General features: G+C 54.3%; 12 protein-coding genes. 3 read left to right on the top strand and 9 right to left on the bottom strand.

The window, feature by feature from the left end:
- The first annotated feature begins 10 nt into the window (after positions 1-10).
- A complete protein-coding gene (locus HUN04_19820) occupies positions 11-151 on the top strand; it encodes a hypothetical protein (GenBank protein ID WDP91832.1) in 141 nt (46 codons plus the stop codon).
- A gap of 3 nt (positions 152-154) precedes the next feature.
- Here HUN04_19820 and HUN04_19815 read toward each other — a convergent pair whose 3' ends face one another.
- A complete protein-coding gene (locus HUN04_19815) occupies positions 155-790 on the bottom strand; it encodes a flavodoxin family protein (GenBank protein WDP91831.1) in 636 nt (211 codons plus the stop codon).
- Positions 791-922: 132 nt separating this feature from the next.
- On the opposite strand from HUN04_19815, the gene HUN04_19810 reads away from it, so the two are divergent.
- Entirely contained in the window at positions 923-1,789 is an 867-nt protein-coding gene (locus HUN04_19810) for a LysR family transcriptional regulator (GenBank protein ID WDP91830.1), read from the top strand.
- A gap of 6 nt (positions 1,790-1,795) precedes the next feature.
- On the opposite strand, the gene HUN04_19805 is transcribed toward HUN04_19810, so the two are convergent.
- The 6 genes from HUN04_19805 to HUN04_19780 all read right to left on the bottom strand — a co-directional run bounded on the left by HUN04_19805 (position 1,796) and on the right by HUN04_19780 (position 9,207).
- Complete coding sequence (locus HUN04_19805) at positions 1,796-4,003, bottom strand: molybdopterin-dependent oxidoreductase (protein WDP91829.1); 2,208 nt, start codon at positions 4,001-4,003, stop codon at positions 1,796-1,798.
- A 14-nt stretch (positions 4,004-4,017) separates the two neighbouring features.
- Positions 4,018-5,010 carry a methyltransferase domain-containing protein gene (locus tag HUN04_19800; protein WDP91828.1) on the bottom strand — a complete coding sequence of 331 codons (993 nt, stop codon included), beginning with the start codon at positions 5,008-5,010 and terminating at the stop codon, positions 4,018-4,020.
- Positions 5,011-5,081: 71 nt separating this feature from the next.
- Positions 5,082-5,780, bottom strand: a complete 699-nt coding sequence (locus tag HUN04_19795; protein WDP91827.1) for a 4Fe-4S binding protein — start codon at positions 5,778-5,780, stop codon at positions 5,082-5,084.
- Between the two features lie 115 nt (positions 5,781-5,895).
- Positions 5,896-6,792 carry a helix-turn-helix domain-containing protein gene (locus HUN04_19790; protein ID WDP91826.1) on the bottom strand — a complete coding sequence of 299 codons (897 nt, stop codon included), beginning with the start codon at positions 6,790-6,792 and terminating at the stop codon, positions 5,896-5,898.
- A 92-nt stretch (positions 6,793-6,884) separates the two neighbouring features.
- A complete protein-coding gene (locus HUN04_19785) occupies positions 6,885-8,234 on the bottom strand; it encodes a D-serine ammonia-lyase (protein ID WDP91825.1) in 1,350 nt (449 codons plus the stop codon).
- 100 nt (positions 8,235-8,334) lie between these two features.
- On the bottom strand, positions 8,335-9,207 hold the full coding sequence (locus HUN04_19780) for a tetratricopeptide repeat protein (GenBank protein ID WDP91824.1): 873 nt from the start codon (positions 9,205-9,207) through the stop codon (positions 8,335-8,337).
- 260 nt (positions 9,208-9,467) lie between these two features.
- Here HUN04_19780 and HUN04_19775 point away from each other — a divergent pair, with 260 nt between their 5' ends.
- Positions 9,468-10,709: an outer membrane protein transport protein gene (locus tag HUN04_19775; protein WDP93350.1), complete on the top strand. Its 1,242-nt coding sequence runs from the start codon at positions 9,468-9,470 to the stop codon at positions 10,707-10,709.
- A 65-nt stretch (positions 10,710-10,774) separates the two neighbouring features.
- Here the strand turns inward: HUN04_19775 and HUN04_19770 are convergent, their stop codons facing one another.
- The gene (locus tag HUN04_19770) at positions 10,775-12,136 is read right to left on the bottom strand and encodes an HDOD domain-containing protein (GenBank protein ID WDP91823.1); all 1,362 of its coding nucleotides are present in this window, start codon (positions 12,134-12,136) and stop codon (positions 10,775-10,777) included.
- Between the two features lie 11 nt (positions 12,137-12,147).
- Entirely contained in the window at positions 12,148-12,558 is a 411-nt protein-coding gene (locus HUN04_19765) for a PilZ domain-containing protein (protein WDP91822.1), read from the bottom strand.
- Positions 12,559-12,644: the final 86 nt, after the last annotated feature.

Below are 12,644 nucleotides of genomic sequence, written 5' to 3'. Positions count from 1 at the left end.
GGGACCGACCATGCCCCGAATAGAAAGCGGCCACAGCATGCCCATCGGCCGGGCCCCGGCCTGCACCGAAATTACCAAGGCCCACCCGGATCTGCACATTAATCTCCGCCGGCGCATGCTGGATTCCCGGCATGATGGATTGGATTCATGACCGCTAGCGGATAAAATTGGTCAGTGTTTTTGCAACGGGTTCAGGGGCGGGAATCTGCCCCTGCCCGTATTCCATGAGTTTCATGAGCCAGGCCATGTTCCTGCCCAGCACTTCCATGATCTGCTTGCCTTCGCCGTCCTGCTCCATTTCACCCGGGTTCATGCCGTGGGCCACATTCCAGTAGTTTGAAGAAGGCATGATCATTTCGGAATAGTTGATATAATGATTCAAAGTATCCACCGTGGGCAGACCGCCGGACCGCCGGACGGCAGCCACAGCAGCACCGACCTTGTGCCGGAACAGCCCGCCGTTGACCGATGCCACAAAAAAGGCCCGGTCAAGAAAAGACTTCATGGTGCCGGCAACCCCTGAAAAATGGACCGGGGATCCGATGAGAATCCCGTCGGCGTCTATTATTTTCTGGATCCATTCATTTACCGGATCATCTGTGAGGGTGCAGGCCCTATCCTGGTTTTTTGCGCACCCGTAGCAGGCCAGGCAGCCCCGGACCTTTTCCTTGCCCACATGAATCATCTCCGTTTCGATCCCCGCCTTTTCCAGTTCAGCGAAAACCGTTTGCAAACAACCGGCGGTATTTCCTTTTTTCCTGGGACTGCCATTAAATCCGACAACTTTCATATTACATCTCCTTTTTTAATTAACTGGGGAGCCCTTCCCCTCCAATACGTTTACGTGGATGATGAAGGTATTATAAGCCCGCCTATCAATAACGCAAATTAATAGTTGTCATGATATGCATGATAGATTATCATGTATCCCATGATTAATCTCGAGATAGACATGCTGCGCTGTTTTATGGAAGTCGCCAAAACAGGCAGCTTCACCTTGGCGGGAAAAAATATCGGCCTGACCCAGTCCGGGGTCAGTGTGAAAATACGGCGCCTGGAAGAGCGGCTGAACACCAAATTTTTCAACCGGACCAGTAAACATTTTTCACTCACCCTTGAGGGAGAACTTCTATTGGAGCAGGCGGAACGGATACTGTCCGTCCATGATGAAGCGGTGAGCCGGCTGACGACGCCCAAGGCCTCGGGGAACCTTAAGGTGGGACTGATCGATTATTTTTTACCCGAACGGCTTCCCGCCATTCTCGGTAAATTCAGGAAACAATATCCCAATATCCATCTTGAGGTGCGCACGGATATGGGGATTCACCTGATCCCCCTTTTTGAAAAAGGGGAACTGGACCTGGTGGTCACCGGGAAAGATGCATACCAGGGAGACTGCCGTACCCTGACCCGGGAGCCGCTGGTCTGGGTGGTGGGCAGGGATACCGATACGGCGCTGCTCCAGGAACCGGTGAACCTCGTACTCCTGCCGGCCCCCTGCAGTTTCAGGGGGCTGGCCACAGGGAGCCTTGAAAAAATCAACCGGAAATGGGAGGTGATGTTCACCGGCAGCTCCATTGCAAATATCCAGGCCGCGGTCCAGGCGGGAATGGGATTATCGATTCTGCCCCAGGGCGCACTGAAAGAGGGGCTGAAAAAAGCGCCGGCGCAGCTGAACCTGCCGGAACTGCCCATGTATGCCATCGCATTGATCACAGATGAAACGCAGCCCAACGATGCCAGGGACGTGTTTATCAGCTATCTGGAAGCCGAGATCAACACCATCTGACCCGCCCTAGCCCACACAGCCCAGGCTGGGGTCCTGGACCACGATGGTCCGGCGCCGCCGTTTCTTTTTAACCTGGCACATCAGGGTTTTGTATACAGGGAACCCGGAAATGGGGTCAAATTGTTCAAGGTCGGTTAAAACATTGACATTGGCCTTTTTCCAGGAGTCTGTCCCCTGGGGCCCGCCCCCGCCGACAGGGGCATAGACAAATCCCTCCATGATGCTTTCGGTGATGCCGGCCCGCATCTCCACAAATCCCCTGGCGGTTTTCACCACCACCGGGTCCCCGTTTTCAATGTTCCTGTCCGAGGCGTCCTTGGGATTCATCTGGACCATGGGATGGGGATATTTCTCAATGAAGGCCGGTACGGCCCTCAGGCAGGATTTCATGTCCGGCTTAAAGGGGCCCGTACCCAGGATCAGGGGGAACCGGTTGACCATCCCGGGCTGGCTGACCGGGGTTTCAAAAGACTCCTCGTACTTGGGCAGGCCCTCGTATCCCAACTCCTCTAAAATGGTGGACTTGATCTCAAATTTGCCCGAGGGCGTTTCAAAGCCGGGCCGGCCGTCTTGTCGAAGCAGCCCGGTTTCCCATTTCCGGTAGGCCGTGGGCTCGGCGGGCTTTCTGACCGTCAGCCGAGGCGACTGTTCCAGGTCTGCCCGGGTAATGCCCGTGCCCTTCAGCACCCGGTCCAGAAGCTCCGTTTCCGTGGCCGGGAACCTGTCCCCGTACCCCAGTTTCCGGGCCAGTTCAGTGAGAATGGTAAAGCAGGGTTTGCTGTCGCCCACCGGCTCGATCATTTTCTCCCTCAACCGGACGGCGTTGCCGTAAAAGCAGTAGGAGGACTGCTCAAAGGCAGTGGTGGCCGGCAGGACAATATCGGCCCAGGCGGCATCCCGGGTCAGCTGCAGGTCAATGGACACCATAAAATCCAAGGCGTCAAAGGCCTTCTGCCATAACACCGGATCCGGCCAGGAGGTGAGGATGGAGGCCCCCATGACAAAGAGTCCACGGATCTTATAGGGGTTCCCCTCCAGGATGGCCCGGGGCAGACGGTTGGCATGGGGCTCTCCCCCGCAGAAATGGGCATAGAGCGGGAAATGGCCGGCACCGATGGATTTGTCCCAGCCCGGGCTTGCAATCTGGTGGTCCCGGTTCAGCCGGATCTGGTTTTCGGGCCGGACAAAGCAGCGGCCTCCCTCCACATCCATCTGCCCGGCCAGGGCCCAGAGCACCTGCACGGCCCGGATGTTCTGCACCCCGGACTTGGTGTATTCAAGCCCGGTATACATGATATAGCTTGCCCCTTCTGCATCGGCAATTTCCTCGGCCAGCTCCTGGATCAGGGAGGGGGACAGCCCGGTGAGGGCCGACACCCGCTCGGGAGTGAATTCTTTGACATAGTCGGCAAATTCCTCATATCCCAGGGCCCAGTCCTCCACAAAGGCCTGGTCCACCCATCCGTCCCGGATCAGGATATGGGAGAGTCCCAGGGCCAGGGCCCCGTCACTGCCCGGCCGGATGGGCACCCAGAGGCTGTCCGGCAGTTTGGCCGAGGCGGTCTGCCTGGGGTCAATCACAATGATCCGGGCGCCTTCCCGGGATGCCCGGACGATGCGGCCGAACATTTCCGGCGGGGTGGAGGTGGAGGGATCCGTTCCCCAGACGATGATGAGATCCGAATTGTCCACATCGGAAAACATGTCCGTATGCAGGCAGCCCATGGTGAGCTTTGGCGCCAGCACCCCCAGGGAAGTGTAGCAGGGAGCGCCCACACCGAAGGTATTGGGCGAACCGTAGGGGAAGAGGATGCTGGAGGCCAGGTATATCTCTGATCCGCCCAGCTGGAAGGCATCTTTAAATGCCCGCTCATAGGTGCCGGTGCCCGCGTAAAAGCCCAGGGCCTCGGGGCCGTGGGCCGCCTTGATCCCATCCATTTTCCGGGCAATGATATCAAAGGCCTCCTCCCAGGAGACCGGCTCGAAATCAAGCTTTCCCTTGGGGCCTTTCCGCTTCAGGGGCTGTTTAATCCGGCTGTCCGAATAAATAATCTGCCTGGCCTTGGCGGCCATGGGACAGAGCGCATTTCCCATGGGAGCCTCTGGATCCGGAGTCAGCCTGTCTATTTTTCCCTGGCCGTCAAAATGAACCGTCACACCGCAGCCGGGGCTGTGAAAACATAATCCGCAAATTCCCTGCTTCTGCTTTTCCACAACATCCTTCCTATTTATTTGTGTTCGTTTCTGTTATCAGCCGTTCTATCGGCCATGACAAACTGGGAGGTAATGTGTTCCCACAAATTCCTTGTTTTTCTGATTTTCCACAGCACCTGCCCGGTTTCCCGGATGCTGAATCCGGGGGAAAACACCCCGGTCCCCTCTTCAAGAAGACGGCAGATATTGTCCATGCCGAACCCTTTGAATGGGCCTTCATTTCGACCGCCGAGCCAGAGATCCGGGCGGTTCACTGTTTCATCCCAGGAAAAGGGATCCGAAAACAAAAACCCGGCCTCCGCCTTGTCCAGCACCCGATTGGCCTCACCCAGGTGTACTGCCGGATCCGGCACCTTTTCCAGGATGTTTACCGAACTTGCCGTGGCAAACCGGTGGGACCGGAAGGGCAATGCCATGGCATCGGCCACGATGAACTCGGCATCTTTGAATTTAAATTCCGGATCCAGGCCCCCGGACCGCTCCTCGGTGATCTGCCCCTCCATGACCAGATCAAAGGTCAGCCGCTCCCGGGCGGCCAGCCTCCGTGCAGCCCGGATAAAAGGCAGGGAGGTATCCACCCCGACGGCCCGGTCATGGGTCTTGGTCATCTCAAAGGTCAGCCGTCCCACAGAGCAGCCGATATCCAGGGCCCATCCCGCCCGTGGTGTAAACGCGGCAGCCCATTTCTTATAGGCGTCAGTGGCATCCGGCCCGTTGAAAAACTCTGAATAATGGCTCCACAGATAGGAGGAAAGCATGGAAAACGATCCGTATCCGGCTGTCTCGCGGGTGACGGGCAGTGTTTCTTCCGGCACCACCACGGCAATGCCGTCATGGATGCCATATCCTTTGCCGCATTGGGGACAGTCCAACCGCCCCTCAATGATTTCAGTATCTGTTTCCCTGATGATATCCGGGATGAGTACGATTTCGTTATCCTGGCTTTGAGATTGATTTTTTTTCAGACATTCAGGACATATCAGCTCTTCGATCAGCCATTTTTTCATATCTGCTCCTTTGCATGAAATCCTTATCTTCTACTGTTATATCATCTTCATATAAGGATCGGATTTGAATATCAGATGGTAAGCGAAAGCGCAATGGCCTCCTGGGGGCAGACCTGGAAGCAGCTGCCGCATTCGTCGCACCTGGCACCCTCTATGCGGTATGGTTCGCCGGGGACGATGGCTTTAAAGGTACAGGCCTCAAAACATTCTCCGCAGGCAATACACGCGTCCGGATTGATGCGGGCGCCGGCAGGATTGACTGTCTCGCCGCCAAAGGCGAATCTTGTCCGCAGCAGCTTGTGGTCCCGGTGTTCCGTCTCAAAGTCAAAGTCGAAAATTTCCCCTTTTCCCCGATGGATACAAAAAAAACGAATGGCGGGATAACGGGCCGCATCCTCAAGAAAATACTGATGGATGCCGTCGCCGGCCGCCGCTTTTTTTTCCACCTCTTCACGGGGGATTTCCCGTGCCTGGCCCGTAATCCTCAGGGTAAATCCCGGTGCAAAGGAAGGCTGGCCCACGGCATTTTTCCCGGTTTTACGGCTTGAGGGGTAAATCCCGCAAAGGGACAGGTCGGGATTGTCCTTCAGCTGGCGGTAAAAGGGTTTTACATTCATGGTCAGAAAATAAATACCCTGGTCGTCACTGCCGCAGATACTGATGATGCGGCTGTGCATGACGGGCCGCTCCGATTCTTTCTGGTCCAGCGTTGTCATTGTCACCGAACCGATTTTGGCCAATGCCTCTTGAATCTCTTTGTTTAACTTCATTTTTTTACCTCTTAATCTGGGGAACACAATTTGGACACCAGAATACAGCCTGCCACAACGATTTTATAGGTGCATCTGTGGCAAAGAATGGTAAATATCGAATCAGATGGATATTTTAAAATGCCGGCGATTGCATCAGCACTCTTCTGAACTGGGCCGGGGACTTACGGGTATGCTTTCTGAAATATTTTACAAAATTGGTGGGTTCGTCAAATCCCATAAGATATGCCAGCTCCTTGACGGAAATATCGGATACGGCCAGCTGCCGCTTGATTTCCAGAATGATAAACCCGTCGATAAAGGATTTGGCCGTACTGCCGGTCACGGCCTTGGCAATTTTATTGAGATGATTATAAGAGATATTCATCATATCCGCATAGGCCTGCGCATTCCGCGTTTCAGCAAATTTATCTGCCAGCAGGGATTTGAATTCACCAAACCTGGCCACCCATTCCGAATTCTTTTCCCCTGGGGCCAATTCCCGTTTAATCCGCTCCGCCTTGAGCAGCAGGAGTTTAAGCAGGGTCCTGAGCATCTCCTCCTTGGCAAAGGATTCGGCAAGCATATACTCGTTATGGATCTCATTGATAATGGGGCCGAAAACAGAATCAGGGGTGTCCCGCGGCGGTATTACCGGCGGATAAAGATGGTAGTTGAACAATCTGGAAAAGGGGAGAATATCCGAATGGATCATGTTTTTGGCCAGAAAATCTTCGGTAAAGAGAATGAGAAATCCGGCCGCTTCCAGGTTCACCTCAAAGGCATGGACCTGTCCTGGAGAGACAAAAAGAAGGCTGCCGGGGGAAAATTCATAGGGCTTGAAATCAATATAATGCCTGCCTTCTCCCTTGGTGATATATAAGAGCTGATAAAATTCCAGACGGTGGGGCCGGTCCACGGGAAAGTCCGGTTTGATCTTTCTTGAAAAAAAGTGTTCAAAGGGAAGCACCTCAAACTCAAACCGGTCTTTTTTCGGCTTATGAAAGGCAACCTGGGGGATATCATCCATCATGGATGATTATGTAGCATACCCGGTGAGACTTTGACAAATCCGCGACAGAACCGCTCAGCCAAGAACCCACATCTGTTCCGATGGGTTGGGGTTCACCGGGCCTGGCTTTTGCCCTTTAAATAATAGGCGTCCATTATTTCTCTGGGCACCATGGCGCCCCCGGTTCCCCAGGCGATGTGGACGGCCCGGTCCGGGTGATTTGCGCATCCGCTCCCTTCCAGGCAGTCCGGTGTTCGAAGGACATGTGCCATTCCGGAAAGCCCGGCCAGGGCCGACGGCTCCATGAATATCTTTTCATTATCGGCCATGAGGGCAAGCTGGCGAAAAAGGGTGGCATCGGATACGGTATAAAATCCGTCGATGAGATCTTTCATCCGTTTTGCGGAGAATCCCGAAGGCCGCCCGCAGGCAAGGCCGTCGGCATCGGTGACATTGTCCAGACCGAAATCCTGAACACAGACCCCGTCGAGCATCCCCGTGTACACCCCCAGGAACATGGCCGGCGACCGGGTGGGTTCGGCAAATATGCAGTGGACATGTTCTCCGAATACCAGTTTCAGGCCGAAGGAGATACCGCCGGGGGCACCGCCCACCCCGCAGGGCAGATAGACAAAAAGCGGGTGGTCCTTATCCGGTTTGACCCCAAGGTCCGCCAACTGGGACTTAAGGCGCAGGGCCGCCACGGCATATCCCATGAACAGATCCTTTGAATTCTCATCATCCACAAAGTGGCATAGAGGATCTGCCGCCGCCTGTTTCCGGCCCTGGGCCACGGCCTTGCCGTAGTCTCCGTCGTATTCGATGACCTCAACGCCTTTGGCCCTTAAACGGTCCTTTTTCCAGGCTTTGGCATCGGCCGACATATGAACCGTGACCCGGAATCCCAGTTGGGCGCCCATGATACCGATGGACAGGCCCAGGTTTCCGGTTGAGCCCACGGCAATGGAATACCGGCCGAAAAATTCCTTAAACCGCTTGTCATCCAGGCCGGCGTAATTGTCGCCAGGGGAAAGCAGTCCGTTTTCAACGGCCAGGGACTCGGCATGCTTCAGGACTTCATAGATGCCTCCCCTGGCCTTCACCGAACCGGATATGGGCAGATCATTGTCACACTTGAGCATCAGCCTGCCGGCAAGGGGCAGCCCCAGGTATCTGGAAAGGGCGTCCTGCATGTCCGGAATACATATAAGGGGGGACTCAATGATCCCCTTTCGTTCCGCAGTATCCGGGAACACCCGTGAAATATAGGGGGCAAAACGGTCCAGGCGGTCTGCCGCATCCTGGACATCTTCCTGGCCGATATCCAGACCGGCCAGGGTGGCGGCCACCGCCCGGGGATGTCTGTTGAACCAGAAGGTTTCCTCACTGCCCATGAGCTGCGCCAGAACCGGATGGGATTCAAGCCATTGTTCCAGTGTTCTGCCGGCTATTAATTTTGACATATCATAGACTCCGCATATTGAATTCTGCCGCTTGGGCATAGTTTATTTTTTTAATTCCCGCCAGCTGAACGCCTGGCAGATGCAACCGGTACGGGCCTGTTCATTCAGGCCGGTAAGGCCGCCCCTGTTCATACAAATTCAGCCTCCTGGAATGCTCCGCCATGCCGGCCTGTCCCCCCCTTGCCCTGGCAATGGCCAGTTTCTGGGCGTCTGCGGCTTTCCGGTACATCCCTGATTCGGCATAGGCCGCTGCCAGGGTGGCCGGAAAAAGCGGATCGGCCGGGGTGGTATTTTCGAGTTTCAGGGCTTTTTGTGCCAGTTCAACCGCTTTTTTTCCATTGCGGAAATCCGGGTTTGGGCAGGCGGCATAGACCCAGGCCATGGCCTGGTAGGCATAGGGATTTTTAGAATCAATATTAACGGCCGTCTCAAAATCAGCCAATGCCAGATTATAGTTGCCAGCTGCAAAATAGGTATTCCCCCGGCGGATATGGGCGGTTTTATTTCCCGGTCTCAGCCAGACGGCATGATCCATGTCGGATATGGCCCGGTCGAAGTTGTTCAATGCCCTGAAAGCCAGTGCCCTCTGTATATAACCGTTGGGATCTTTTGGCATGAGCTCCGTGTACCGGGTCAGGTCCTGGACAGCCTTTTGGTATTTCCCCATTTGATGATAGAGGGTGCCCCGCCCCAGCCGGGCCCCTGGATTGTCCGGAATCAGGTAGAGGGATTCGGAATAGCGGTCAATGGCTTCGCCGTTTTTGGCTTGAGACCGCAAGAGTTCTGCCAATTGGTTGTTCACAATGATATAGTTTTCTTTTGAGAGTTCATTGGACCTCAGGGCGCTTCTAAACAATATTTCTGCCTTTTTCCTGTCTCCCGCCTTCAATGCCTTTACTGCGGCATTGGCCGCATCAACCCCGGAGGCGAAACATGGAGGGGACACCATTGAAACCCAGATAAAACAAAGCATTGCACATGCGATTATTCCCATTCTGCCCATAAAAAACCACCCTTGTGACCCAAAAATACAGAGGTTAACTCCCTTTCCATGCCAATACCAAAAATTCAATCCTTTGAAAACGGTAAACCCAAAAATCCGGTGGACAAACAGGGAAATAACCGGTAAATAGCGGCTCCGTATTTTATATATGATTTGGATGGATCCGCATTGCTAAATGCCTCTCATGCGGGACTGGAGTTGAAGGAGACAAAATGAAAAAAATACTGGTAATGATGGCCCTTACGGCCGCTTTGTTAGGGGTACCCCAGGCGGTGCTGGCCGGCGGGGTGGATAACAAGCAGAATTTATCGGCCGCCTACGCCGGCGGCCCCAGCCGGAACGGCGCCATTGAGGGGGCGGACATCGCCGCCTACAACCCGGCCGGGATCATGCAGCTCAAAAACGGGCTGACCTGCGCCCTGGATGCCCAGTTTATATCCACCAATTACGACCACACCACCGGCGGAAGGGATTACGGCAATGAAAACTATCCCGTCGTGCCCTCCCTATTTGCCATATATAAAAAGGATAATTGGGCATTTTACGGCAGTTTCACCGTCCCGGGCGGGGGCGGGGAAGTGGAATACAAAGAGGGGAATATCATTACCCGCCAGGTCAGCAATAAATTGACCGGCGTCGGGCTGGGCAGGGAAGATCTGCTGAAAAACCAATATGCCTATGTTGAAAGCTATGATTACGGCCTTACGGCCGGTGCCTCCTACGCCCTTAGCGACAATTTTTCATTTTCTGCCGGCATCCGGCGGGTGATCACGGAAAAAAAAGTGGATATCCGGGGGTACCTGGGAAGCGATATCATTGCCAAATTTGAACAGGATGCCCAGGGCTGGGGCGGGGTATTCGGCATGAACTACCGGCCCAATAAAGCATTCAACCTGGCCCTGCGATATGAGACCCGGGTCAACCTGGACTGGGAGACCAAAATTCCAGGAGACACCAATGCCATGGGACGCTTTCTGTTGCAACAAAACAACCGGGAAGACGGCCACAGCTACGCCAGGGACCTGCCTGCGGTACTGGGCCTGGGCATGCAGTGGGCCGCCGCGCCGAAACTGACCGTCAGCCCTTCTTTTACCTATTACTTTGAAAAGGATGCAAACTGGGGTGACCAGAATGGCAAGGTGAATCATAATGCCTATGACATCGCCATCGCCTTTGCCTATGCCTTCAATGAAAAATGGACGGCCACCTGGGGGTATATGTACACCGACACCGGAATAGATCCGGCAGACTACGGCATTATCGAACAGATGAGCCCCCCGCTGGACTGCCATACCCTGTCTGTGGGCGGAACCTACCGGGCCACGGAACGGCTGGCATTCAAACTGGGTCTCATGGGCAGTTTTTATGTTTCTGATACCGCACCTGCCGACCCTGCCTCAGGTGCCCCGGAAACCGAATACAGCAAAACCAATTATACGGCGGCGCTTTCCATGGAGTATCGTTTCTTTTAGGCCTTGGTGTGCCGGCTGTTTATCCCATGTATCAACAGCCGGCGCCCGTCCCCCCTATTCCGGTGTCAGATGGCCTTCCGCATCTCCGCCATATAGTCGGCGGTTTTTTCTTTGACCCCTTCAATATCGTCTGGCCGCAGCCTTAGCAGATAGGCGGACTCGACTTTGTCAAGATCCGGTCCGGACACGGATGCCTCAATATTAAAACCCTGTGCCGTCACCAGCAGGTTGGCAAAATGGACACAAAGAAATTCCGGCGACGGATCATCCATTTTATGGAAATGATCGTGGCATACGGCCACATCCTTGAAGGGCTTTGGGAACCCCCACCGGTTCAGGAGCACGGCCCCGAAATTGCCGTGGTACTGCTTCAGGGTGGTTAATATTTTTTTTCGGCTGAACACCTTTTCGCCGCCGCTTTTCCCCTCCAGTTCGCCGATCACCTGGAGGAGGACGAGTTTACCGATATCATGGGTGAGGCCCAGGGAAAAAATATCAATACTGGATTTTAAATGGAGCAGATTCAGCAGGTACTCCGAGGCATAGGCCGTTGCCAGGGAATGTTCCCACAATTTCTCCACCAGGCCGGCAAAACGCTTGTTGTCCGAGGTATACAGGCTACGGTTGGCGATAATTTCCACATATTGCCGGGTTTTGCCAAGGCCAAGCTTTCCAACGGCGTCTTCCACCCTGGTGGTCTTTTCAATGCCCCGGTAGAGGGCCGAGTTGGCCACATTGATCAATTTTGAGGTAATGGCAACATCCTGTTTTAAAAAATCAGCCACCTCTTTCAGATTCGCCCCTTTTTTTACGAGGCGGTTGAATTTCATGGTGATTTCAGGAAGGGTGGGCAGGTTGACATCCCCTTTTTTGAACCTGGAAACGATCTCCTCCATCAGGTTCCGCTCCGGCTTCGGGGGCTCGGTTTTGGACGCGGCGTCCCCCGCGACGGGGGCGGCCGCCTTGGGCTTGGCACCCTGGGTGCGGGTTTTCCCTTCCAGGATGAACAGCCTTTTCTTTAACTCGGAAACGGTATGTTTCAGGTCCTGGCGTTCCCTGTATTTATTAACCGCATCATCAATGGCAATATGCAGGAACTTAAGATATCCCCCGGTTTTCACGATGTAGTTGAACGCCCCCACCCGCAGGGCTTCCACCGCACACTGGGGATCTCCGGACGGCGTGAGCATCAATACCGGCAGCTTGTAGCGGGGCAGAATATCCATTAAAAAATCAATGCCCGAATTGGGGGTGAAATTATGGTCAATGAGCATCAGGTCAAACCGGCTGTCCAGGTCAAAAAAGGCTTTGGGTGAACAAATGGTGCTGACCTTGAAAAACCGTTCAAGATATGTTGCCGTTTCTTCGGCCTTTTCAGGCTCTTTATTGGCCACCAGTATTTTTTTCATTCCCGTTTGGTCTGCCATTCAGGCCCCCGTCAATACAGCTTACGGATATGCTCCGCCACCCGGTCCCGCTGCTCCCGGCTGTCAAACACAAATTGAATGCCGGCTCCGTTTATACCGATCCAGGCCACATTTCCAGTGATGACAAGGGGATGGCCTGCATCTTTAAACTCAAATGTCAGTTCTAGTTTCTGTCCGGCAAAGAGGGGATGGATGGTTTCAAGGAAGATACCGCCCGGGCTGATATCCAGGATAAAATCCGTAAAACATTCCTTATCCGTACCACACTTGATCTGCATTAGGTAGGGCAGGCGCTCATACTGCCGCTCATCCCCTATCATCAGGAGCACATCTTTCTTGCGGCCCTCATCCATTTTCAAGATGGCCTCAAACAGCCTGGCGGTAATGCCTGACACATTGAATTGTTGACTTGACTCGGACACTATTCCTTTTCCTCACCGGCTAAGCTGCCGCCTTGTGTAGACGCCGTTCGCTGTTTCGGCCCGGACCCATGGAGAACACGATTTTT

Source organism: Desulfobacter sp., from assembly GCA_028768525.1.
Lineage (GTDB): Bacteria > Desulfobacterota > Desulfobacteria > Desulfobacterales > Desulfobacteraceae > Desulfobacter.
The sequence above is the reverse complement of the archived record's forward strand: the minus strand, read 5'-3'. Positions and strand labels throughout refer to the sequence as shown.

What these genes read in the sequence shown, in the direction of transcription:
- HUN04_19810 (WDP91830.1), top strand. Translation starts at nt 923, where the DNA reads ATGTATCCCATGATTAATCTCGAGATAGACATGCTGCGCTGTTTTATG.
- HUN04_19795 (WDP91827.1), bottom strand. Translation starts at nt 5,780, where the DNA reads ATGAAGTTAAACAAAGAGATTCAAGAGGCATTGGCCAAAATCGGTTCG.
- HUN04_19815 (WDP91831.1), bottom strand. Translation starts at nt 790, where the DNA reads ATGAAAGTTGTCGGATTTAATGGCAGTCCCAGGAAAAAAGGAAATACC.
- HUN04_19785 (WDP91825.1), bottom strand. Translation starts at nt 8,234, where the DNA reads ATGTCAAAATTAATAGCCGGCAGAACACTGGAACAATGGCTTGAATCC.
- HUN04_19770 (WDP91823.1), bottom strand. Translation starts at nt 12,136, where the DNA reads ATGGCAGACCAAACGGGAATGAAAAAAATACTGGTGGCCAATAAAGAG.
- HUN04_19800 (WDP91828.1), bottom strand. Translation starts at nt 5,010, where the DNA reads ATGAAAAAATGGCTGATCGAAGAGCTGATATGTCCTGAATGTCTGAAA.
- HUN04_19820 (WDP91832.1), top strand. Translation starts at nt 11, where the DNA reads ATGCCCCGAATAGAAAGCGGCCACAGCATGCCCATCGGCCGGGCCCCG.
- HUN04_19775 (WDP93350.1), top strand. Translation starts at nt 9,468, where the DNA reads ATGATGGCCCTTACGGCCGCTTTGTTAGGGGTACCCCAGGCGGTGCTG.
- HUN04_19790 (WDP91826.1), bottom strand. Translation starts at nt 6,792, where the DNA reads ATGATGGATGATATCCCCCAGGTTGCCTTTCATAAGCCGAAAAAAGAC.
- HUN04_19780 (WDP91824.1), bottom strand. Translation starts at nt 9,207, where the DNA reads ATGCTTTGTTTTATCTGGGTTTCAATGGTGTCCCCTCCATGTTTCGCC.